General features: G+C 56.4%; 20 protein-coding genes and 1 tRNA gene. 10 read left to right on the forward strand and 11 right to left on the reverse strand.

The annotated features are described in order from the left end of the window. Positions 1–5: 5 nt before the first annotated feature. From J4D97_RS13065 to J4D97_RS13075, 3 genes are all read right to left on the reverse strand, one after another. Positions 6–206, reverse strand: coding sequence for a hypothetical protein (locus J4D97_RS13065; protein ID WP_208307942.1), 201 nt, complete (start codon positions 204–206; stop codon positions 6–8). 168 nt (positions 207–374) lie between these two features. Further along, positions 375–1,100: an endonuclease III domain-containing protein gene (locus J4D97_RS13070; protein WP_347879343.1), complete on the reverse strand. Its 726-nt coding sequence runs from the start codon at positions 1,098–1,100 to the stop codon at positions 375–377. A 46-nt stretch (positions 1,101–1,146) separates the two neighbouring features. Then, positions 1,147–2,076 (reverse strand): hypothetical protein, encoded by a 930-nt coding sequence (locus tag J4D97_RS13075; RefSeq protein WP_185282634.1) that lies wholly within the window; start codon positions 2,074–2,076, stop codon positions 1,147–1,149. Between the two features lie 238 nt (positions 2,077–2,314). On the opposite strand from J4D97_RS13075, the gene J4D97_RS13080 reads away from it, so the two are divergent. Then, entirely contained in the window at positions 2,315–3,130 is an 816-nt protein-coding gene (locus tag J4D97_RS13080; RefSeq protein ID WP_208307943.1) for a TrmH family RNA methyltransferase, read from the forward strand. Between the two features lie 169 nt (positions 3,131–3,299). Here the strand turns inward: J4D97_RS13080 and nagA are convergent, their stop codons facing one another. Then, positions 3,300–4,424 carry an N-acetylglucosamine-6-phosphate deacetylase gene (nagA, locus tag J4D97_RS13085; protein ID WP_208307944.1) on the reverse strand — a complete coding sequence of 375 codons (1,125 nt, stop codon included), beginning with the start codon at positions 4,422–4,424 and terminating at the stop codon, positions 3,300–3,302. A gap of 130 nt (positions 4,425–4,554) precedes the next feature. Here nagA and J4D97_RS13090 point away from each other — a divergent pair, with 130 nt between their 5' ends. Further along, the gene (locus J4D97_RS13090) at positions 4,555–4,830 is read left to right on the forward strand and encodes an acylphosphatase (protein ID WP_208307945.1); all 276 of its coding nucleotides are present in this window, start codon (positions 4,555–4,557) and stop codon (positions 4,828–4,830) included. A gap of 59 nt (positions 4,831–4,889) precedes the next feature. Here the strand turns inward: J4D97_RS13090 and typA are convergent, their stop codons facing one another. Continuing rightward, entirely contained in the window at positions 4,890–6,698 is a 1,809-nt protein-coding gene (typA, locus tag J4D97_RS13095) for a translational GTPase TypA (protein ID WP_185282639.1), read from the reverse strand. Positions 6,699–6,887: 189 nt separating this feature from the next. Here typA and msrB point away from each other — a divergent pair, with 189 nt between their 5' ends. The 3 genes from msrB (at position 6,888) to J4D97_RS13110 (ending at position 8,788) form a co-directional block, all read left to right on the forward strand. After that, on the forward strand, positions 6,888–7,451 hold the full coding sequence (gene msrB, locus J4D97_RS13100) for a peptide-methionine (R)-S-oxide reductase MsrB (protein WP_208307946.1): 564 nt from the start codon (positions 6,888–6,890) through the stop codon (positions 7,449–7,451). 66 nt (positions 7,452–7,517) lie between these two features. Then, entirely contained in the window at positions 7,518–8,306 is a 789-nt protein-coding gene (locus J4D97_RS13105) for a DUF3050 domain-containing protein (protein ID WP_208307947.1), read from the forward strand. A 131-nt stretch (positions 8,307–8,437) separates the two neighbouring features. Further along, positions 8,438–8,788, forward strand: coding sequence for a hypothetical protein (locus J4D97_RS13110; protein WP_185282642.1), 351 nt, complete (start codon positions 8,438–8,440; stop codon positions 8,786–8,788). A gap of 9 nt (positions 8,789–8,797) precedes the next feature. Here the strand turns inward: J4D97_RS13110 and J4D97_RS13115 are convergent, their stop codons facing one another. Next, positions 8,798–9,361 (reverse strand): hypothetical protein, encoded by a 564-nt coding sequence (locus tag J4D97_RS13115; protein WP_208307948.1) that lies wholly within the window; start codon positions 9,359–9,361, stop codon positions 8,798–8,800. Positions 9,362–9,576: 215 nt separating this feature from the next. Here J4D97_RS13115 and metG point away from each other — a divergent pair, with 215 nt between their 5' ends. Beyond that, positions 9,577–11,625: a methionine--tRNA ligase gene (metG, locus tag J4D97_RS13120; protein WP_208307949.1), complete on the forward strand. Its 2,049-nt coding sequence runs from the start codon at positions 9,577–9,579 to the stop codon at positions 11,623–11,625. A gap of 56 nt (positions 11,626–11,681) precedes the next feature. Here the strand turns inward: metG and pth are convergent, their stop codons facing one another. Both pth and J4D97_RS13130 read right to left on the reverse strand, forming a co-directional pair. After that, positions 11,682–12,245 carry an aminoacyl-tRNA hydrolase gene (gene pth / locus J4D97_RS13125; RefSeq protein ID WP_208307950.1) on the reverse strand — a complete coding sequence of 188 codons (564 nt, stop codon included), beginning with the start codon at positions 12,243–12,245 and terminating at the stop codon, positions 11,682–11,684. A gap of 126 nt (positions 12,246–12,371) precedes the next feature. After that, on the reverse strand, positions 12,372–12,944 hold the full coding sequence (locus J4D97_RS13130; RefSeq protein ID WP_185282646.1) for a 50S ribosomal protein L25/general stress protein Ctc: 573 nt from the start codon (positions 12,942–12,944) through the stop codon (positions 12,372–12,374). A 258-nt stretch (positions 12,945–13,202) separates the two neighbouring features. Between J4D97_RS13130 and J4D97_RS13135 the strand changes: the two genes are divergently transcribed. Next, entirely contained in the window at positions 13,203–15,092 is a 1,890-nt protein-coding gene (locus J4D97_RS13135; protein WP_208307951.1) for a CocE/NonD family hydrolase, read from the forward strand. Positions 15,093–15,209: 117 nt separating this feature from the next. On the opposite strand, the gene J4D97_RS13140 is transcribed toward J4D97_RS13135, so the two are convergent. Continuing rightward, positions 15,210–16,139 carry a ribose-phosphate pyrophosphokinase gene (locus J4D97_RS13140; protein ID WP_185282648.1) on the reverse strand — a complete coding sequence of 310 codons (930 nt, stop codon included), beginning with the start codon at positions 16,137–16,139 and terminating at the stop codon, positions 15,210–15,212. Positions 16,140–16,304: 165 nt separating this feature from the next. Beyond that, a tRNA-Gln gene (locus tag J4D97_RS13145) sits at positions 16,305–16,377 on the reverse strand. Between the two features lie 283 nt (positions 16,378–16,660). Between J4D97_RS13145 and atpD the strand changes: the two genes are divergently transcribed. The 3 genes from atpD (at position 16,661) to J4D97_RS13160 (ending at position 19,747) form a co-directional block, all read left to right on the forward strand. Then, positions 16,661–18,166, forward strand: coding sequence for a F0F1 ATP synthase subunit beta (gene atpD, locus J4D97_RS13150; RefSeq protein ID WP_185282649.1), 1,506 nt, complete (start codon positions 16,661–16,663; stop codon positions 18,164–18,166). Between the two features lie 96 nt (positions 18,167–18,262). Then, the gene (gene atpC, locus J4D97_RS13155; RefSeq protein WP_208307952.1) at positions 18,263–18,508 is read left to right on the forward strand and encodes an ATP synthase F1 subunit epsilon; all 246 of its coding nucleotides are present in this window, start codon (positions 18,263–18,265) and stop codon (positions 18,506–18,508) included. 108 nt (positions 18,509–18,616) lie between these two features. After that, the gene (locus J4D97_RS13160; protein ID WP_208307953.1) at positions 18,617–19,747 is read left to right on the forward strand and encodes a trans-sulfuration enzyme family protein; all 1,131 of its coding nucleotides are present in this window, start codon (positions 18,617–18,619) and stop codon (positions 19,745–19,747) included. Between the two features lie 170 nt (positions 19,748–19,917). Here J4D97_RS13160 and J4D97_RS13165 read toward each other — a convergent pair whose 3' ends face one another. Beyond that, positions 19,918–20,856 carry a YitT family protein gene (locus J4D97_RS13165; RefSeq protein WP_185282652.1) on the reverse strand — a complete coding sequence of 313 codons (939 nt, stop codon included), beginning with the start codon at positions 20,854–20,856 and terminating at the stop codon, positions 19,918–19,920. Positions 20,857–20,940: the final 84 nt, after the last annotated feature.

Consider the following 20,940-nt stretch of genomic DNA (forward strand, 5'->3'; position numbering starts at 1 on the left):
CTTCCTTACGCGGGGTCGTTGTAAGCGTCGTACACGTTCCAGGCCCATACCAGGAAAGGCACAATAAACGTCCACCACAAGAAGAAGCCAACCACACCGCTAATCACCCAAATGAACAGCGCTTTCAGGATCTGACCTTTAATCAGTTGGCCCAAACCGGGCAAAAACATGGAAACGAGGGCTGGAACGCCGTAGGTCTGTTTCATTAGTTGCTTGTTTGATATGATGGTGTGCTATCTACTGGTTTCGGCACACAGTATTGAAACGCCGTTTTCTTCAGATGGTTGAAATGATGGGATAGTATTCTCCATGAGTACCCCAGCACATCAAACTATGCGCATATCAGCTCATCAATACACCAGCTCATCAAACAATCAACCTCCTACCCGTACTTGCCCAAAAGGGCACTGGTCCAGCACTACGCAACGCCCACACGCGGGGGCAGCGTAGTAGCAGCATTTTTGCCCATGAAACATGAGAGCTTCGTGGTGGTCGTAGACTTGCTGAGCAGTCCAATCGGGGGGTAGGAGGGCGGCCAATAGGGCGTGCGCTGGGCCTTCGCCTACCTTCGGGCCAATCAGGCCCAGGCGCTGGGCCACGCGGTGATGGTGGCTGTCGACGGGCATGGCGGGCCGGTGCAACGTGCTGAACAGCAGCACGGCGGCGCTGGTTTTGGGGCCTACCCCCGGCAGCTGTTCCAGCCAGGCGCGGGCCTCCGGTATGGGCAACTCAGCCAGAAACTCCAGGTGGCAGGGGCCGTCGCAGCGGGTGCTTACCTCGCGCAGCACGGCTTGCAAGCGCGGGGCCTTTTGTTCGGGCCAGGTGCAGGGATTGATGGCCGCTTCTACCTCCGCCGTAGGGGCATCGCGCACGGCATCCCAAGTCGGAAACCGGGCGCGCAACTGCTGGTAGGCACGGTGCGAATCCTGGTTTTTGGTGCGGTGCGAAAGCAAGGAGCTAATCAGCTCACTCAGCGGGTCTTTCTCACTGAAAAACGGAAAAGGTGCGCCGTACTGCGCGCAGAGGCGCGTGTGTACCAGCAGCGCCTTTTCCTGACAGGCTTCGAAGGTAGGGGAGTCGGCGGCGGGAGAGGGCTTCACTTGTTTGCCTACGCAAAGCGCCGGCTGCAAGGTTGCCCGCGCTACTTTACCGACCGGCGTTGTTGCCGCTGTTGTAGATCGTAATGGCTTGTCTGATGCTGTTTTGCTGCTTGCCCTGTAACACCAGCGGCACAATCAGCAGCGGGATGCCAGCATATACCAACGGCGAAACAGCAGACTGGCCCGGGTTGGGGTTAAACGAGGATACCAGTCCGGCCACCAGCAAGCCGCCAGCAGCCACGTAGCTAAGGGTAGTGATGGTTTGGTAGCGGCGCGCCTGGGCCAGCAGGGCGCTGGCGCCGGCGTTGTCAGATACGGCTACGCCGAGGTTGCGTATGTTCAAATCCTGTACCGGGCCGTTTTCCTTGCTGAAGTAGGTAGTCTTAACGGTTCGGTAGCCGCCATAAGGATAGCCCCCAAAACCACCGCCGTATGGCATGCCGAAGCCACCGTAGCCAAACGGGCTATATCCGAAAGGACTACCGCCTGCGTACTGCGTGCGCGTGATGGAATAGAGGCTCAGGCGGCCTACCCGGTCGCGGCGCAGGGTAGCCTCGCGGCGCGACTTAGGCAGGGTAGTACGCACATAGAAGCCGGTTTCATCTTCATAATACCGCACCTGATCGAAGTCGATGCGCTGCTGACCGTCAAGCAGCAGGAAGTTGCGCCCAAACACGGGCTGCTTGATTTCGACGTCGTAGGCGCGGTATACTTGCCCGCTTTTCAAGCCCACTGCGTAGCGGCTGGTATTGGCCGGGGGTAGGCTCTGCATCTGGCGTTGCCGCTGTTGCTGGCGCATCTCGGCCTCCGATACGGTGGGCGGCGGCGCCAGTTGGGGCCGCACCGTGTCGGGGGCGGCTACGGGCGTGGGGGCTGCTTGCGGCAGCGTGTTGAGTTGGCGAGGGCCCTCCTGCTGCGCCCATGCGGCGGGCGCACCCAGCAAGAGTACGGCGAAGAGAAAGGAGCGGCAAGTCATGGGACGTAGAGAAAAAACAGAAGCCCAAAAAAACGGGGTCGGCATGAAGGTAAAATTAATTTTGCTACGCTGCTAGCCGAAAATTGATGGAACGGCCAAACCATTAGCACATGGATAACCACTGGCTATCCAATGGTTGCATAACGTTGGAAAGTTTGGGTATGGTATGAGACTAAGGCAATCGCAAACGTCCAGTTTATTGCCTGTCGGTACCAACCCGCCCGTATCTTTGCCCACCATGTCTGACCTCATCACCAGCCCCCAGAATCCACGTATCAAAGCCCTACTACGGTTGCAGCAAAAGTCGTCGGAACGGCGCCAGCAGGGCCTGACCATTGTAGAAGGCCTGCGGGAGCTGACCGTGGCGCGGCAGGCAGGTGTAGTGGTGCCCACCGTGTTCATCTGCCCCGAACTGGCCGGCGCTGCGCAACCGCCTACCCTCGCCGCGGCGCTCGACAAAAGCACGGAGTGGGTAACCGTATCGAAAGCTGTGTTCGAGCGCGTGGCCTACCGTGAAGGCTCTGATGGTGTGCTGGCCTTGGTACGTCCGCCCCACCACTCACTAGCCGACATTCATCTACCCTCCAATCCACTGTTGCTGGTGCTGGAAGCCGTAGAAAAGCCCGGTAACCTGGGTGCCATTCTGCGCACCGCCGACGCCGCGCAGGCTACCGCCGTCATCGTCTGCGACCCGCGCACCGACCTTTATAACCCCAACGCCATTCGCAGCAGCATTGGCTGTATTTTCACGGTGCCTACAATAGCTACCTCTCGGCCCGAACTACTGGCGTGGTGCCAAAAGCACGGCATCCGCACCTACGCCGCTGCCCTCACCGACGCGGCTCTACCCTACACTACCCGCGACTTTCGTGGCCCTACAGCTCTCGTAATGGGCACCGAAGCCGACGGCCTGACCCCCGAGCTGCGCGAGGCCTGCGACGAAACCATCATCATCCCCATGCGCGGCGCCATTGATTCCCTCAATGTAAGTACAGCCACTGCGATACTGACGTTTGAAGCTGTGCGGCAGAGAGGTGAAATGGTGAGTTTGTGAAGTTGCGAAATTGTGAGTAGTGAGTAAAAATTACGGCTGTCATCCTGAGCTTGCGAAGGACCTTATCACGCGGGAACGACCATCGTACCAATGACTCTTTCAATTGGTATAAAGTCCTTCGCAAGCTCAGGAGGACAGACACTTTTGTATTCACCATTTCACCATCTCACTACTCATTCCAAACTAACTCTCCTGCCAGCACAGTGCCTTGCACCTCGTAGTCAGCATTAAATAGGCATAAATCAGCGCGGTAGCCGGGTTGGATGAGGCCTAGCTCATCATCGAGGGCGAGGACCTGGGCGGGGTAGAGGGTGGCCATGCGCAGGGCTTCTTCCAGGGGTAGTCTCACCTCTTGCACACAATTGCGCACGGCATCCATCATGCTGAGGGCTGAGCCGGCCAGCGTCCCGTTTTCATCCACGAAACAGTTCTCGGCCCGGCGGAAGCGGTAGGCGCCGTGGGTGCCGGCTTCCACGGCATCGGTAATCAGAAATAGCCGCTTGCCCAGCATTTTGTGGCTGATGCGCACGGCCGCAAAGTCGCAGTGCACGCCGTCGGCAATGATGCTGGCGTGGGCCGAATCGGCGTCGTAGATGGCGCCCACCAGTCCCGGCGCTCTACTTTCCAGCGCCGACATGGCATTGAACAAGTGCGTGGCCGTAGTGAAACCTTCTTTGAACGCCGCCGCGCCCTGCGCATACGTCGCATTGGAGTGCCCCGCCGACAAGACTACTCCAGCCCGACGCAGCAGGGCTATTATTTCCGGCGTGGTTACTTCAGGTGCCAGGGTCATCATGCGTAGGGCGCCTTTGCCTATCGTAAGTAACTCTGCCACCGCATCGGTAGCGGGCTGTTGGATGAACTCTTCTTGGTGCGCGCCTTTCTTGACGGGGTTGATGTAGGGACCTTCTAGGTGAATACCCAGCAGACTGGGGTACCCGGCTTGTTGGTAGTCGTGGCCAGCTTGCAGCGCTTCCCGCATCATCTCGGGCGAGTTGGTGGGCATAGTAGCCTGGAAGCTGGTGGTGCCATGGCGGCGCACGTAGGCCTGTAGCTTTTGTAACGATTCCACTGTCGGATCGACCGAAAATAATGCTCCGCCGCCCCCATAAATCTGCAAATCGATAAAGCCGGGGCTCACGTTGCAGCCGCGGCCATCCACGCGGTCCACGTCGGCAGGAGCGGCCACTTCGGGTACAATAGCGGCCACATGGCTTCCTTTAATCAGCACGGCGTGGTCGTGCAAAACAGTGGTGCCGCTGTAGATGGTGCAATTGGTGAGCAGGTAGGACATGGTTGCGGAGTAAGTGGGTGTAGGGAAGCGTTGTGATAAGCTACTAAACGGCGATGAGTAGGTAGGGTATTGAAAGCAGTTGATGTTCTCACGCTCAACCTGCCTCCTTGCCCTACCGTAGGCATACGTTATGGCACACGAACACCGCACATTTCGCATTTATGGACGCGTACAAGGCGTGTTTTTTCGGCAGAGCGCAAAACAGGAAGCGCGCCTACTCGGCCTCACTGGCTACGCCCGTAACAACGATGATAATACCGTTACAATCGAGGCCGAAGGGCCTGCGGAGACGCTGAACAAGCTGGCCGCCTGGTGTCAGCACGGCCCCAGCACCGCCAAGGTAGAGCGGGTAGAGGAAGCGGTAGGGAAAGTACAGGGCTACACTGAATTCGAAGTGAGACGGTAAAAACGAAAAAGGCCCGACAGATGTCGGGCCTTTTCAAACTATAGAGCAAAGCTGATAAACTAGTCAGCCTGCTTGGCGTAGCGCAGACGCTCGTTTTCGTCAAGGTAGATCTTACGCATCCGCACCGATTTCGGCGTCACTTCCAGGTACTCATCCTTCTGGATGTATTCCATGGCTTCTTCCAGCGAGAACTGACGCTTCGGAACAATCTTCGCGTTGTCATCGGTACCCGAAGCACGCATGTTCGTGAGCTTCTTACCTTTCTGGATGTTGATAGTCAAGTCGTTGGGGCGGGTGTGCTCACCGATAACCTGGCCAGCGTATACTTCCTCACCTGGATCCACGAAGAACTCGCCGCGGTCCTGCATCTTGTCGATGGTGTAAGCGGTGCCGGGACCCGTTTCCAGCGAAATCAGCGAGCCGGAGATACGACCGGGGATGTTGCCTTTATGAGCCTCGTACTTCACGAAACGGTGGTTCATAATGGCCTCACCAGCGGTAGCGGTCAGCACGTTGTTACGCAAGCCAATCAGGCCGCGCGACGGAATGTTGAACTCCAGGTGCTGCAAGTCGCCTTTCGGCTCCATGATGGTCAGCTCGCCCTTGCGCATCGTCACCAGCTCAATCACCTTACCGGCGGTTTCCTCGGGCACATCTACTACCAAGTGCTCGATGGGCTCCAAACGGTGGCCGCTCTCGTCTTCCTGGAACAGTACCTGGGGCTGGCCTACCTGCAATTCGTAGCCCTCACGGCGCATCGTTTCAATGAGTACCGACAAGTGCAGAATACCACGGCCATACACCAGGAAGGAGTCTTCCTTGTCGGTGTCTTTCACACGTAGCGCCAGGTTTTTCTCAGTTTCCTTGTACAGACGGTCGCGCAGGTGACGGGAGGTCACGAACTTACCCTCTTTGCCAAAAAACGGCGAGTTGTTGATGGTGAACAGCATGTTCATCGTCGGCTCGTCGATGCTGATGCGGGGTAGGGCTTCCGGGTTGTCCGGGTCGGCAATCGTATCGCCAATGTCGAAGCCTTCGATGCCCGTTACGGCGCAAATCTCGCCTGAGCTAACTTCGGGAACCTTCACACGGCCAAGACCTTCAAAAATCTGAAGTTCTTTGATTTTAACTTTCTTAACCGAGCCGTCAGCTTTCATCAGGCTCATGTTACCACCTTCTTTCAGCGTACCACGGTGCACACGGCCGATAGCGATACGACCTACGAACGACGAGTAGTCGAGCGAGGTAACCTGCATCTGGGGCGAGCCGTCCAACACTGGTGCAGCGGGGATAGAAGCTACCACAGCGTCGAGCAGCGGGATGATGTTGTCGGTCTGTACTTTCCAGTCCGTGCTCATCCAACCTTGCTTCGACGAACCATAAAGGGTCACAAAGTCGAGCTGGTCTTCCGAGGCGCCCAGGTTGAACATCAGGTCAAATACCTGCTCGTGTACCTCGTCGGGACGGCAGTTTTCCTTGTCTACCTTGTTTACTACCACGATGGGCTTCAGGCCCAGGTCGATGGCTTTGCCCAACACGAAACGGGTCTGGGGCATGGCGCCTTCAAAGGCGTCGACGAGCAGCAATACGCCGTCGGCCATCTTCAGTACGCGCTCTACCTCACCACCGAAGTCGGCGTGACCAGGGGTATCAATGATGTTGATTTTAACGTCCTTATAGCGGACGGACACGTTCTTGGAAACGATGGTGATACCCCGCTCGCGCTCCAGGTCGTTGTTGTCGAGAATCAGGTCGTCGAACTGCTGGTGTTCGTCGAAGATTTTCGAGGCATGAATGATTTTGTCCACCAGCGTAGTCTTGCCGTGGTCAACGTGCGCAATAATTGCGATGTTCCGAATGTTCTGCATACAAAGGGTTTTGCGGGTGCAAAGGTACGCATTTTTAGCGGCAAAAGCGCACAGCAACAAAAAGATAACTCACTGTGACTGAAAGAGCCGCGCTGCGTGACAGAACCGAACGCAAAGCCAACTGCGTACGTTTCATTACAGACGGGTTTCCTACCCGTTGTCTCCTCCGGCCTTTCATTTCCTACCCTCATGCGTACCTCCTTGCTGGCTTTGCTGTTAGCCCTTGGCATCAGCACCACGGCTTGTTCTCAGAATAAAACCAAAACCGTCCCCAATGGCCCCGACGTGCCGGCCCGCACCGTCAACAACGTGGATAAGAAATATGCTGCGCCTAAGCCCGTGACGGGAAAGCCCGGCGAGTTTCCGGTGCAGAAAACCACCGCTGAATGGAAAAAACAACTCACCGACGAGCAATTTTACATTCTGCGTGAGAAAGGCACCGAGCGCGCGTACAACAACCCTTACTGGGATAACCACGCCAAGGGCACCTACTACTGCGCCGGCTGCCACAATCTGTTGTTCAACTCCAGCACCAAGTTTGAGTCGGGCACGGGCTGGCCGAGCTTTTGGGCGCCTGCTACAGATGCTAGCCTGAAGATAGCCAGTGATGAAAGTTTCGGCATGAGCCGCGATGAAGTAGTATGCGCTAAGTGCGGCGGCCACCTCGGTCACGTTTTCGATGACGGCCCTAAGCCTACCGGCCTGCGCTACTGCATGGACTCGTATGGCATGACTTTCGAGAAAGCGAAATAACTTAAGCTGAACTGTATTTTTGTGCCGCTGAGCTTCGGCTTAGCGGCATTTTTTATTTTCCTACTTATGTCCGCTCATCTCAATTCCATAGAAGGTCTGCAACAGCAGTTAGCTCCCGCCCGTCAGCAACTCGTCGACCATGGTGTGTACCACGCGCTCACGTCGCTCGACGATTTGCGCACGTTCATGCAGCATCATGTCTTTGCCGTGTGGGATTTCATGTCGCTGCTGAAAGCGTTGCAGCGTGAGCTAACGTGTGTAACCCTACCCTGGGTGCCTAAGGGTAACCCCGCTACTCGCCGCCTCATCAACGACATCGTGCTGGAAGAGGAAACCGACGTAGATCCTGAAGGCCGCCCCAGCAGCCACTTCGAGCTGTACCTGCGCTCCATGCAGGAGTGCGGTGCTGATACCCAGCCGGCAGAGCGCTTGCTGGCGACGTTGGCCGAGGGCAAAACTGTAGCCGAAGCTCTAGAAGCCGCGCAAGCACCAGCCTCGGTGCGGGAGTTTGTGCTGAGCACGTTTGCTATCATCGACTCGGGCAAGCCGCACGCCGTGGCTGCGGCTTTCACGTTTGGCCGCGAAGACGTGATTCCAGATATGTTTCGCCACCTCGTGGCCGACTTGCAGCGGCGCTTCCCCGGCCAGCTCGATACGTTTGCGTACTACCTCAACCGCCACATCGAGCTGGACGAAGAAGTGCACACACCGCTGGCCCAGCAAATGGTGCGCGAACTGTGCGGCGATGATGCCCAGAAATGGCAGGAAGCCGCTACCGTGGCCGCCGAGTGTATGAAGGCCCGCGTGGCTCTCTGGAACGGTATTCAGGCCGACTTGGGCGTGGTGACTTCATAATATACTCGCTGGAAGTAACCAATACCATTGTCATCCTGCACAAGTGCAGGATGACAATGGTATTACTGGCAACTGAATACAGAACGGGCGCGTTGTAGGAGAAAATACCTCCCACAACGCGCCCGTTCTGTATGTCAGCCCGATTTTTATTTTCGTTTCTCAGTGCGTCGTTGCTGCTTGGCAGTTCGGCCTGCACCATCTCGCAGGAGCAAGGCGTGGAGGTAGCCCGTCCGGCCGTACCAGCCGAAATTCTGACGGATGCCGACCGCCAGGCTGCCTACAACAGCAACGCGGGTTTCGGTAGTGGCACTGCGCCTGATGCTACCCCCGGCCGGGTACAGCCCGGTCAGCAGGCCAGCGATGTAAACTCCCGCAAACGTCCCGAGAGCCTGAATACTAACCTACCCAACAACACACCCACCGAAACGCGGCTTAGTCGCCTGCGCGGGGCGCCGGTAGATACGTTGCGGTTGCCCCGGTAAAACTAAGGCTTACTGCGTATCGGCAGGGCTATCGGCCGAAGTGGTTGGGGCAGGCTTCTTGGCGCGTGAAGGCCGGCTGCGGGTAGATGTGACAGCAGGTGCGGCGCGGCGGCGGGGCGCGGCGGCTGATTTCGGTGCGGCTTCCTCCGTATCAGCCGGCGCGGCGGCTAGCTCTTCCGTGTCAATGCTATCGGAAGCGGCGGGGGTAGGGGTGTCGTAGTGGCGCACTATGGTATGCAGGGCCTGCTCAAACATGCGTTCTGTGTCGGCATCGAGGCGGTTGGTGGCTTCGCGCACTACTTCTTTCAGCTTGGCTTTGGTTTCCTTGCGAATGCGCTTTACTACCTCGTTCATGCGCTTGTCCAGCTCCTTTTGCAGCTCTTTAGCGGCGGCTTTCAGCGCTTTCTTCTGACTGCTTTTCTTCTCGGCGCGGTTGTCGGTTACCAGTTCCGTGGCTTTGGGGCTGCTTTTCTTCTTGGTCTTGCCCTCGGCCTTGTCAGTATCTACCATAGACGCTTTTGTATTAATAAGATCAGCTTTGGCTGTCTTCAGTTTTTTCTCCAGTTTTTTCATGGGTAGGGAAACAAAAAGATGAGATGTTCTTGGTAGCAGATACGCGCACGCGGCTCGACTGTTGTGGCGAAAGGTAGTGCGCGTGGCGGGGACAAATTCATTAAGAATTTGTTACCACCGCAACTCCTGTTTTTTACTCGTTCCTTTGCCGGAAAATTGGCGCTCTTCTGCGCGCCATTTGCACTCCGCGACGACTGTTCTTGGTTTCTCTTTCTATGCAAACTCTTCCCCAACGCTATACCGTTACGGCGGCCCTACCCTACGCCAACGGCCCCGTGCACATTGGTCACCTGGCGGGTGTGTACCTGCCGGCCGATATCTATGTGCGCTACCTGCGTGCCCAGCAGCGCGATGTCAAGTTCATTTGTGGTTCCGATGAGCACGGTGTGCCCATCACCATTCGCGCCCAAAAAGAAGGCGTGACGCCCCAGCAGGTGGTCGATAAATACCACGCCATCATCAAAGATTCTTTCCAGGAATTTGGTGTGTCGTTCGATATTTACTCGCGCACTTCTTCCGAAACGCACGCTGAAACCGCCAGCGGTTTTTTTCGCAAACTCTACGACGATAACAAATTTATCGAGCAGGTTTCGGAGCAGTATTATGATGAAAAAGCCGGGCAGTTTTTGGCCGACCGCTACATTGTGGGCACCTGCCCGCACTGCGGCAACGAGAATGCCTACGGCGACCAGTGCGAGAAATGCGGCTCGTCGCTGAGCCCGAGCGAGCTGATCAACCCGCGCTCTATGCTTTCCGGCAACCAACCCGTGCTGCGCGAAACCAAGCACTGGTACCTACCCCTCGATCAGTACGAGCCGTGGCTACGCGAGTGGATTGTGGAAGGCCACAAGCAAGACTGGAAAACCAACGTGTACGGCCAGTGTAAATCCTGGCTCGACCAGGGCCTGCATCCCCGCGCCGTGACGCGCGACCTGGACTGGGGTGTGCCCGTGCCCGTAGCCGGCGCTGAGGGCAAAGTGCTTTACGTGTGGTTTGATGCGCCCATCGGCTACATCTCCGCTACCAAAGACCTGCTGCCCGGCGACGCCTGGAAACCCTACTGGCAGGATGCTGGCACCAAGCTCGTACATTTCATTGGCAAGGATAATATCGTGTTCCACTGCATCATCTTCCCGACGATGCTGAAGGCCCACGGCGACTACATCCTACCCGACAACGTGCCCGCCAACGAGTTCCTGAACCTGGAAGGCGACAAAATCTCTACCTCCCGCAACTGGGCCGTGTGGCTGCACGAGTACTTGCAGGATTTCCCTGGCAAAGCCGACGTGCTGCGCTACGTACTGTGCGCCAACGCTCCCGAAACCAAGGACAACGACTTCACCTGGAAAGACTTTCAGGCGCGTAACAACAATGAGCTAGTTGCCAACCTCGGCAACTTCGTGAACCGCGCCGTGGTGCTCACGCACAAGTTCTTCGAAGGCAAAGTACCCGACGCTGTAGGGTTTACGACTGAGGACGAAGACGTGCTACGTCAGCTCGCGGAGTTCCCGCAACGAGTAGGCGACCTGATCGAAGCCTACCGTTTCCGCGACGCGCTGAACGAGCTAATGAACCTCACGCGCCTCGGCAACAAGTACCTGGCCGACATGGAGCCCTGGAAACTCATCAAAACCGACCAGGCCCGCACCGGCACCGTGCTGCACGTGGCCCTGCAACTAGCAGCTGGTTTGGTGACGCTGCTGGAGCCGTTCCTACCTGCTTCGGCCGACAAGCTGGGCCAGATGCTGAACCTAGAAAAAAGCAGCTGGCCCCAAGCCGGCCGCCCCGACGCCCTACCTGCTGGCCACCAACTACAGCCCGCCGCCCTGCTCTTCGACAAAATCGAGGACGCCACGGTAGAAGCCCAGGTGCAGAAGCTGCTCGACACCAAGAAAGCCAACGAGCTAGCCGCCGCCGTAGCGGCTCCCGCCAAGGCTGACATTTCGTTTGAGCAGTTTCAGCAAATGGACCTGCGCATCGGCACCATCACGGCCGCCGAGAAGGTAGCCAAGACCAAAAAGCTCCTGAAACTAACGGTCGACCTGGGTCTACCCGAGCCGCGCACTATCGTGTCGGGCATCGCTGAGCATTTCCTACCCGAAGCCCTCATTGGCCAGCAAGTACAAGTGCTGCTTAACCTGGCGCCCCGCGAAATCAAAGGCATCCAAAGTCAAGGCATGCTGCTGATGGCTGAAAACGCTGATGGTGTATTGTCGTTGATGCAGCCGAGCAGCGCAGTGCTGCCTGGTTCGGGCGTGGCGTAAATAGGGTTAGCAGCAGTTCGCAAAAAGCGTCTGTCCACGGGCGCCTGCAAGGCGCCCTACTTCGTGTTCACTACGTTCATCGTGCGTTCCAGCCCAATCAAGCCGAACGACAGAATCGCGTCGGCTGCCCGCTCGATGTGGGTGGAAAGGTCAATCTGCTCATCGGCGGTGAAGGGATTAAGCACGTAATCCACCTGCCTACCCTTCGAGAAGTTGGCATCTACGCCGAAGCGCAGGCGAGCGTATTCGTCGGAACCAATGCTTTCTTGGATGCTTTTCAAACCGTTGTGCCCACCGGCCGAGCCTTTTCCTTTCAGGCGCAGCTTGCCGTAGGGTAGGGCCAGGTCGTCGGTTACCACGACCATATTCTCCTTCGGAATTTTCAGGCTGGTGAGGTAGTGCGCGGCGGCTTTGCCGCTCAGGTTCATGTAGGTGGTAGGCTTCACCAGCACAAAGGTTTTGCCCTTATGCTTGATTTCGGTAACGAAGGCATGACGGCCCAGCTCAAACCGGGCGTCATTTTTCTGCGCCAGATAATCGGCCACCATAAAGCCAATGTTGTGGCGCGTATCGGTATACTCCGGCCCAATATTGCCGAGGGCGAGAACGAGGAATTTCATGCGGTAAGGTAGGCGCTTAGCCTCTTATAAGAACGAAGTGCAAAGAACACGCTCTACAGTTCATAAAAAAAGCCGCTCTTGTGGGAGCGGCTTTTTTGTATACGATACGTGGCCGAAGCCAGTAACTTATTTTTCGTTGGCCATCTGGCCTTTCAGCGCACGTGGGATGGCCACGGTAGCGATAGGAGCCATCTGGTTGGTCAGGATAGTGTAGTTCTCAGGCTCCACTTTGCTTACTTTGATTGACTTGCCGAGGCCCAGGTCCGAAATATCCACTTTCACGGAATCGGGCAGGTTTTCGGGAAGGGCTTTCACTTTCAGCTTACGCAGCTTGCTTACCAGCTTGCCACCGGCCAGTACGCCCGGCGATACGCCTACGTATTGTACGGGCACATCCATCTTCACTTCTTTGCCGTCTTGCAACAACAGGAAGTCAACGTGCAGCAGCATTTCGTTTACGGGGTGGAATTGCGCGTCCTGCACGATAGCACGGTAGGTAGTGCCCTCAACGTTGAGGTCTACAATGTGTACTTCGGGGGTGTACAATAGTTCGCGGAACAGGATGGCCGGAGCTGAAAAATGCACTTGCTCGTCGCCGCCGTACAGTACGCACGGTACATACGACTCCAGGCGCAACGCCTTGGCATCTTTCTTACCGAGATTCGCTCTTTTAAACCCTACAATCTCGAGGCTTTTCATAAAAACGTGTGTTTGAGAGAAATAGAACGCCTACCCCACATGGGTAAACGGGCCGCAAAGGTAGTGAATAGTTTAGGTTTTACATATTGTCATTCCGAGTGAAGCGAGGAATCTGAGTAAGTTGTTGTTCTTGTTCACCCAGATTCCTCGCTTCACTCGGAATGACAGCTGCGCAACCTACCTGCAAAACAGCAGACTTTAGCAGCAGCCTCCGCAGGCAATTCTGTACTTTGAGGCACTCATTTTATTCCCTCTCCCATGAAACAAGCAGTTATGCTAAGCATGCTGGTGTGGTGCGGCGCCCCGGCGCTGGCTCAGCAAGCCGATAGCTACGCCAAAGCACACTATACCAAGCAGGAAGTGTACATCCCGATGCGCGATGGTACCAAGCTGTTTACGGCCATCTACACGCCCAAGGATGCCTCTAAGCAGCACAAGTACCCCATGATGATGCAGCGTACCTGCTATAGCATCGCGCCCTACGGCGAAGGCAAATACCCGGCGCGCTTAGGTCCATCGGAAACGATGATGAAGGAGGGCTACATCTTTGTGTATCAGGATGTGCGCGGGCGATACAAGAGCGAAGGCACCTGGACCAACATGACGCCTGTTATCGACAACAAGAAGGGCAAAAAGGACGTCGATGAAGGTTCTGATACCTATGATACCATTGAGTGGCTGACCAAGAAAGCGGCCAACAACAACGGTAGGGTAGGGCAGTGGGGCATTTCCTACCCCGGTTTCTACACGGCGGCCGGCATCCTGTCAGACCATCCGGCGCTGAAAGCGTCCTCGCCACAGGCACCCGTTTCGGATTTCTTCTTCGACGATTTTCACCACAACGGCGCGTTTCTGGAATCGTACATCTTCACCTTCCCGGTGTTTGGGGTGCAGAAGCAGGATACCACTAGCCGGGCCTGGTACGGCGCCCAAACCATCAAGCCGAACACCAAAGACGGTTACCAATTTCTGCTGGACCTGGGTCCGCTGAAAAACGCCGACCAGTACTACGCCAACAACTTCTTCTGGCAGGAAACCATCAACCACCCCAACTACGACGAGTTCTGGAAGAAGCGCGGCCTACCTGAGCACTACAAGTCCGGCATCAAACCGGCCGTAATGACCGTGGGCGGCTGGTTCGACGCCGAGGATTTGCGCGGGCCACTCACCATCTATAAGACTATCGAAAAAAAGAACCCCAACGCCTACAACACCATCGTGATGGGGCCATTTGGGCACGGGCGCTGGAGCCGCGAAACCGGCCACACCATGCACAGCAACGTGTATTTCGGCGACAGCATCGCTACGTTTTACCAAAAGAACATCGAGGCCAAATTCTTCCGCCACTTCCTGAAAGAAGATGGCAGCAAGAACTCTGGCCTACCCGAAGCCTATATGTTTGACACGGGCAAAAAGCAATGGGAAACATTCGCCAAGTGGCCCGCCGCCAATGCTACCCACCAAAAGCTCTACCTGGCCGCCGATGGCAAAATTAGCCAACAACCTGCCGCCACGCCCGGCACCACTACCTTCCTCAGCGACCCGCTGAAGCCCGTGCCCTACACCGAGGACCTGACAACCACGATGGGCTTCACGCCGCACAACTACATGAGCGAAGACCAGCGCTTCGCCGGCCGTCGCCCCGATGTGGTGGTATTCCAGACTGACGTATTGACCGAAGACGTGACCTTGGGCGGCGAAATCATGGCCAAACTGCAAGTGGCGACCACCAGCACCGACGCCGACTGGGTAGTGAAGCTCATCGACGTGTACCCGGCCGATGAAGCCAACAACGACTATATGCCCAACAAGAACATCATGCTCAGCAACTACTGGCAGATGGTGCGCTCAGAGGTGATGCCGGCCCGCTTCCGCAACAGCTTCGAGAAGCCCGAGCCGATGGTAGCGAATCAAAAAACGGAGGTGGATTTCCGGTTGCAGGACGTGCTGCATACCTTTAAAAAGGGCCACCGCATCATGGTGCAGGTGCAGAGCACGTGGTTCCCGTTCATCGCCCGCAACCCGCAGAAGTTTGTCGCTAATCCCTACAAAGCCGACGCCAGCGACTACGTGAAAGCCACGCACACGGTGTACGGCGACAGTTTTCTGGATGTGGAAGTGTTGCCGACAGGTAAGGAGAAGATGTAATAAACATCTGTCATCCTGAACGCAGTGAAGGACCTTATGCCGCCAGAACGATGTTCGTAACAACGAGTCGTTCTGGCAGCATAAGGTCCTTCACTGCGTTCAGGATGACAGAAAATTCTAAATAAACAGCGAGCTAATCGACTCGTGACTAACGACATTGTGGATGGCCTGGGCAAACAGCCCCGCCACCGACACGACCTTGATTTTGCTGTTCTCTTCGCGCAGCGGAATGGTGTCCGTGATAATCAACTCTTCCAGGGCCGAGTTGCGGATTCGGTCGTGGGCGGGGCCGCTGAGTAGGGGGTGGGTAATCACGGCGCGTACCGATTTGGCGCCGCGCTCCATCAGCAGCTCGGCGGCTTTGCAAATAGTACCGGCCGTATCCACGATGTCGTCTACCAAAACCACGTTGTGGCCGGCCACGTCGCCGATTACCTGCATGGAGGCAATTTCATTGGCCCGCAGACGCATCTTGTCGCACACCACAATCTCGGCACCAAAGCGCTTGGCGTAGGCCCGCGTGCGTACTACCCCACCCACGTCGGGGGAAGCGAAGAGCAGGTTGTCCAGGTTCATTGACTTGATGTAGGGTACCGTCACGGCAGCACCGTCAAGGTGGTCTACCGGAATATCGAAGAAACCCTGAATCTGGCCCGCGTGCAGGTCGCAGGTCATGAGACGGTCGGCGCCTACGCTTTGTATGATGTTGGCCACCACTTTGGCCCCAATGCTTACGCGCGGTTTGTCTTTGCGGTCCTGGCGAGCATAGCCCATGTAGGGCATCACCACGTTCACCTTGTAAGCCGAAGCGCGCTTGGCGGCGTCTACCATCAGGGCCAGCTCCATTAGGTTCTCGGCGGGTGGGTTGGTGCTCTGAATCAGGAAAACCGCGCAGCCGCGCACGCTTTCGTTGAAGCTCGGCCCCAGTTCCGCATCGGCGAAGCGCTGGATGCTAAGGTCGCCCAGCGGAATACCGTAGGCGGCCGCTATCTGCTCACCGAGTTCGTGCGATGCGTTGCCCGTAAAGATTTTAACCTGTTGTGCCATGAGAAAGAGGTAGGTGTATTGGAGAAGACGACAAAGAACGGCCAGCGAGCAGAAAGCGCCAAGCGCTGGCCCGAATAAAGCCAACGCCCCGGAAAAACCAGAAAAAGCGAAAGGCGCTGCCTTCCTGAAGAGGAAGATGCAGCGCCTTTCGCGGTAGTTGAGCAGTTGTCCGACCAGGGCTCGAACCTGGACTTTCTTGAATCAAAATCAAGCGTGTTGCCAGTTACACCATCGGACAATTTGTAATTCCCAACGGGGTGTGCCGTTTGGGTGTGCAAATGTACTACTGTTAGAATTCAAGGCAAACTTTCGGGCAAATATTTTTTTCGACCAACTCGTTTCAAATACCCTTTTTTTGCCGGTAATGGGTGCTGAAACCTTGATTTTCAGAGTGTGACGTTTCCAGTAAAAAGCTGAAAATTTCTCAGGCTCTCTATACAAGTAGACTTGGCAAAGCAACGATTTTGCCGTAGTTTTGCGGCCTGAAAACGTTGCACCCCCCTACATATAATAAGAACCGCATGGCGAATATCGGTAAAATCACCCAAGTCATTGGTCCCGTTGTGGACGTGAGCTTCGCGGGTGAAGGCGCTAAGCTGCCTAATATCTTGGATGCCCTCGAAGTAACGAAGGATAATGGCCAAGTTGTGGTACTGGAGTGCCAGCAGCACTTGGGGGAAGACCGGGTACGTACCATTGCCATGGACTCGACGGAGGGCCTGACCCGCGGCGCAGAAGTGCGCGACCTGGGCGCTCCTATTTCCATGCCCACCGGTGACGGCGTGAAAGGCCGCTTGTTTAACGTAATCGGCCAGGCCATCGACGGCATTCCGCAGCCGCAGAGCACGGGTGGCCTCTCTATTCACCGCCACGCTCCCGCGTTCGAGGACCTGGCTACGTCGTCGGAGGTATTCTTCACTGGTATCAAAGTAATTGACCTGCTTGCTCCTTATGTAAAGGGTGGCAAGATTGGTTTGTTCGGCGGTGCCGGGGTAGGCAAAACCGTACTGATTCAGGAGCTGATCAACAACGTGGCCAAGGCCTACTCGGGTCTGTCGGTGTTTGCCGGTGTGGGTGAGCGTACCCGCGAAGGCAACGACTTGTTGCGTGAATTCATTGAGGCCAACATCATTCGCTACGGTGAGGAGTTCAAGCACTCGATGGAAGAAGGCGGCTGGGACCTCTCCAAAGTAGATATGGCGGAGATGGAAAAGTCGCAGGCTACCCTCGTGTTCGGCCAAATGAACGAGCCTCCTGGAGCCCGTGCCCGCGTGGCCCTGTCGGGTCTGACCATTGCCGAGAGCTTCCGCGACGGCGACGGCACTGGCGCTGGTCGTGACATCCTGTTTTTCATCGACAACATCTTCCGCTTCACGCAGGCGGGTTCGGAAGTATCGGCTCTGCTGGGTCGTATGCCTTCGGCCGTAGGCTACCAGCCTACCCTGGCTACCGAAATGGGTGCCATGCAGGAGCGTATCACCTCCACCAAGCGTGGTTCCATTACGTCGGTACAGGCCGTATATGTACCTGCCGATGACTTGACGGACCCGGCTCCGGCCAACACCTTTGCTCACTTGGACGCTACCACGGTATTGTCGCGTAAGATTGCCGAGCTGGGCATCTACCCTGCTGTGGACCCACTGGACTCTACCTCGCGCATCTTGGACGCTACCATCCTCGGCGACGAGCACTACAACACCGCCCAGCGCGTGAAAGAGCTGCTCCAGCGCTACAAGGAACTGCAAGACATCATTGCTATCCTGGGTATGGACGAGCTGTCGGAAGAAGACAAGCAGGTGGTAACGCGTGCCCGTCGTGTGCAGCGCTTCCTATCGCAGCCCTTCTTCGTGGCTGAGCAGTTCACCGGTCTGAAAGGTGTGTTGGTTGATATTAAGGACACCATCAAAGGCTTCAACGAAATCATCGACGGCAAATACGACCACCTGCCCGAGGCTGCTTTCAACCTGGTAGGCAACATCGAAGATGCCGTAGCCAAAGGCGAGCGACTGATTGCCGAAGCGAAGTAATTCCTTTTGAGCTGTTAGCTGATGGCCATTGGCTGCTAGTCTTCGGGCTGTAGTCTGGCCATCAGCCAACAGCCAACAGCTAATAGCTCAAAGAATATGCATTTAGAAATCATCACGCCGGACCGGAAGGTGTTTGAAGGCGAAGTAACCTCGGTGCAGTTTCCGGGCATCGACGGGCTGTTTGAAGTGCTGAACAACCACGCACCACTGATTTCGGCGCTGAAAACCGGTGCGGTGACGATCAACGGCGCCAGCGGCCGCGAGTCGTTCAACATCGATGGCGGTGTCGTGGAAGTGCTGCGCAACAACGTAATTGTGTTGGCTGAGTCGATTAAGGCATAGCTTTTACGCTCCTGGTTTTTCTAAAAAAGGTCTTTCTCTGTAGAGAAAGACCTTTTTTTTGTGTCGTAAGCTGTAGCTTGTGCCGCCAACCACGCTTTGCTGTATCCGATGAAAATTCATCCCAAAATCACCCCGATTTACCAGACTTCCGTTTTCAAGTTTGAAGACCTAAACGAGTTGGAGCTGTATTTCGGGGAGCCGGGGAGCCGTTATATGTATTCGCGCAACGGCAATCCCAATTCCGACGAGTTAGCCGATGCCGTAAACAAGCTGGAAACCGGCGCGGGCGCCGTAGCTACGGGCTCGGGCATGGCGGCCATCTTTGCGGCCATGCTGTGCTACTGTCAGGCCGGCGACCATGTGCTGTGCGCCCAGGATATCTACGGGGGCTCGTCGTCGCTGCTGAACCAGGAACTGAGCCGCTTGGGCATCAGCGTTACGTATGTGCCGTTTGCCGATCTGATGGGCGATTTGCAGCCCTATCTGCAACCGCGCACCAAACTGCTGCTCTGCGAAACCATCAGCAACCCCTTGTTGCGGGTGGTAGACGTGCAGGCCGCCGCCGCCGCTTGCCACGCGCATGGGTTAAAACTGGTAGTCGATAATACGTTTGCTACCCCTGTGCTCACGCAAGTGCTGACCCTCGGCGCCGACTTGGCCGTGCACAGCGTCACGAAATACCTGGCCGGCCACTCCGACGTGACGGCTGGTGCCGTAGTAGCGCGCACCGAGGAAGATGCGGCGCGCCTCAAGCAAATCGGCGTGACGTTTGGGCTCACGCTGAGCCCGATGGAAAGCTGGCTGGCCGTGCGGGGGTTGAAAACATTGCGCTTGCGCGTAGAGGCACACTCGCGCAATGCTGCCCAGATTGCCGATATGCTGGCGCAGCAGCCCAGCGTGCGGGCCGTGTATTATCCGGGGTTGCCTACCCACCCGCAGCACCAATTGGCGGCGGCACAGGGCCAGGGTTTGTTTGGCGGGATGCTGTCGTTTTTGCTGGCTGATGAAGATGAGGTAGTGAACCGGATAATGCAGCGGAGCCAGCGGTTTCCGTTTGCGCCTTCGTTGGCTGGGGTAGATTCGTCGCTTTCCTACCCCGCTGGCACCTCGCACCGCGCCTTGACGCCGGAGCAACGCACAGAACTAGGCATCACAACCGGGCTGGTACGGCTATCCGTGGGTATCGAGCCGGTAGATGAACTGCTGGCTGATCTACAGCAAGCACTATCTGGCGGGTAGGGTTTTATACTGAGTACTTAGGCTTTTGTGCGTTATATACTGCCTAGTGAACTTTATGTACCTTATCAGGGCAGTATTCTACACAATCAGGATAGATAATACAGTTTTTTATAAAATGAAAGCCCCCGCAACATGCCATTGCGGGGGCTTTCATTTTATTCTTACGGTATTTAATGTAGTGGTCTTTTCTTCACCATACCGCCTTCCGTGTCATCAATTCGATACTGAATGACAAAGGCTTTCGGGTCGATGCTGCGAACTTCAGCGCGGAGCTGCGGAATTTCTAAACGCGTGACAACGGTGAAAACGATATCCATATCGATGTTCTGAGCGCCGCGCTTGCCGAAGCCACGCTTGCCCTGGTACATGGTGACACCCCGGCCAAGCTTCTCCGTAATGGCTTGTCGAATCTGCTCGCTGAACTCAGCGGAAATAATGGTAACGCCCGTGTACTGCTCAATACCGTTAAGCAAAAAGTCGAGGGAGTTGGAGGCCGCTACGTAGGTCAGAATAGAATATAAGGCCACATCGACACTAAGCACGAAGGCGGCCACGCTGAAGATAAAGATGTTCAGAATCAGAATAACGTCGCTGACCTTGAGCAGGGGCGTGTATTTGCTGATGAGTAGGGCCGCTATTTCGGTGCCGTCGAGAACGGCGCCGCCGCGCATGGCCAGGCCGATGCCCGCGCCGATGAACACGCCACCAAACACGGAAGTTAGGAGTACATCGTGGGTGACGTCGGGGAAGTGGACCACAGCCAGGCATATTGCCAAACCCGCAATAGCCGCTGCGCTTTTGATGGCAAATTGCAGCCCTACCTGGCGGTAGCCCAAAATCAGAAAGGGCAGGTTGATAAGCGGCAGCAAGCCCGCCAGCGGTATGCCCGTCACGTTGGACAAGAGCATGGAAATGCCTGTTACACCCCCATCGATGAGATGGCTGGATAACAGAAAGCCTTTAAGCCCCATACCCGCCGAAAGAATGCCCAACACTACCAAAGCGAAGTTGCGTAGTCTGGCTTGCGGGGTGAGGGTAGGGGCGACGGGCAGGGCAACGGGTGGCGCCGGTACGGGGGAGGCCTGGGGAATGGGGGCTTCGTCAGCCATGAAGGTCAGAGGATAAATCGACAGAAAGCGCAAAATAGGTAATTCGCCCGGCGAAGCCAGCCAGATTTCCTTTCAACTGCCGAT

This window comes from Hymenobacter defluvii, assembly GCF_017589435.1.
Taxonomy (GTDB): Bacteria; Bacteroidota; Bacteroidia; order Cytophagales; family Hymenobacteraceae; genus Hymenobacter; species Hymenobacter profundi.

What these genes read in the sequence shown, in the direction of transcription:
- metG (WP_208307949.1), top strand. Translation starts at nt 9,577, where the DNA reads ATGCAAACTCTTCCCCAACGCTATACCGTTACGGCGGCCCTACCCTAC.
- atpD (WP_185282649.1), top strand. Translation starts at nt 16,661, where the DNA reads ATGGCGAATATCGGTAAAATCACCCAAGTCATTGGTCCCGTTGTGGAC.
- typA (WP_185282639.1), bottom strand. Translation starts at nt 6,698, where the DNA reads ATGCAGAACATTCGGAACATCGCAATTATTGCGCACGTTGACCACGGC.
- J4D97_RS13135 (WP_208307951.1), top strand. Translation starts at nt 13,203, where the DNA reads ATGAAACAAGCAGTTATGCTAAGCATGCTGGTGTGGTGCGGCGCCCCG.
- J4D97_RS13105 (WP_208307947.1), top strand. Translation starts at nt 7,518, where the DNA reads ATGTCCGCTCATCTCAATTCCATAGAAGGTCTGCAACAGCAGTTAGCT.
- J4D97_RS13160 (WP_208307953.1), top strand. Translation starts at nt 18,617, where the DNA reads ATGAAAATTCATCCCAAAATCACCCCGATTTACCAGACTTCCGTTTTC.
- J4D97_RS13075 (WP_185282634.1), bottom strand. Translation starts at nt 2,076, where the DNA reads ATGACTTGCCGCTCCTTTCTCTTCGCCGTACTCTTGCTGGGTGCGCCC.
- atpC (WP_208307952.1), top strand. Translation starts at nt 18,263, where the DNA reads ATGCATTTAGAAATCATCACGCCGGACCGGAAGGTGTTTGAAGGCGAA.
- J4D97_RS13115 (WP_208307948.1), bottom strand. Translation starts at nt 9,361, where the DNA reads ATGAAAAAACTGGAGAAAAAACTGAAGACAGCCAAAGCTGATCTTATT.
- msrB (WP_208307946.1), top strand. Translation starts at nt 6,888, where the DNA reads ATGCGTACCTCCTTGCTGGCTTTGCTGTTAGCCCTTGGCATCAGCACC.
- J4D97_RS13165 (WP_185282652.1), bottom strand. Translation starts at nt 20,856, where the DNA reads ATGGCTGACGAAGCCCCCATTCCCCAGGCCTCCCCCGTACCGGCGCCA.
- J4D97_RS13090 (WP_208307945.1), top strand. Translation starts at nt 4,555, where the DNA reads ATGGCACACGAACACCGCACATTTCGCATTTATGGACGCGTACAAGGC.
- J4D97_RS13110 (WP_185282642.1), top strand. Translation starts at nt 8,438, where the DNA reads ATGTCAGCCCGATTTTTATTTTCGTTTCTCAGTGCGTCGTTGCTGCTT.
- J4D97_RS13065 (WP_208307942.1), bottom strand. Translation starts at nt 206, where the DNA reads ATGAAACAGACCTACGGCGTTCCAGCCCTCGTTTCCATGTTTTTGCCC.
- J4D97_RS13130 (WP_185282646.1), bottom strand. Translation starts at nt 12,944, where the DNA reads ATGAAAAGCCTCGAGATTGTAGGGTTTAAAAGAGCGAATCTCGGTAAG.
- J4D97_RS13080 (WP_208307943.1), top strand. Translation starts at nt 2,315, where the DNA reads ATGTCTGACCTCATCACCAGCCCCCAGAATCCACGTATCAAAGCCCTA.
- J4D97_RS13140 (WP_185282648.1), bottom strand. Translation starts at nt 16,139, where the DNA reads ATGGCACAACAGGTTAAAATCTTTACGGGCAACGCATCGCACGAACTC.
- nagA (WP_208307944.1), bottom strand. Translation starts at nt 4,424, where the DNA reads ATGTCCTACCTGCTCACCAATTGCACCATCTACAGCGGCACCACTGTT.
- pth (WP_208307950.1), bottom strand. Translation starts at nt 12,245, where the DNA reads ATGAAATTCCTCGTTCTCGCCCTCGGCAATATTGGGCCGGAGTATACC.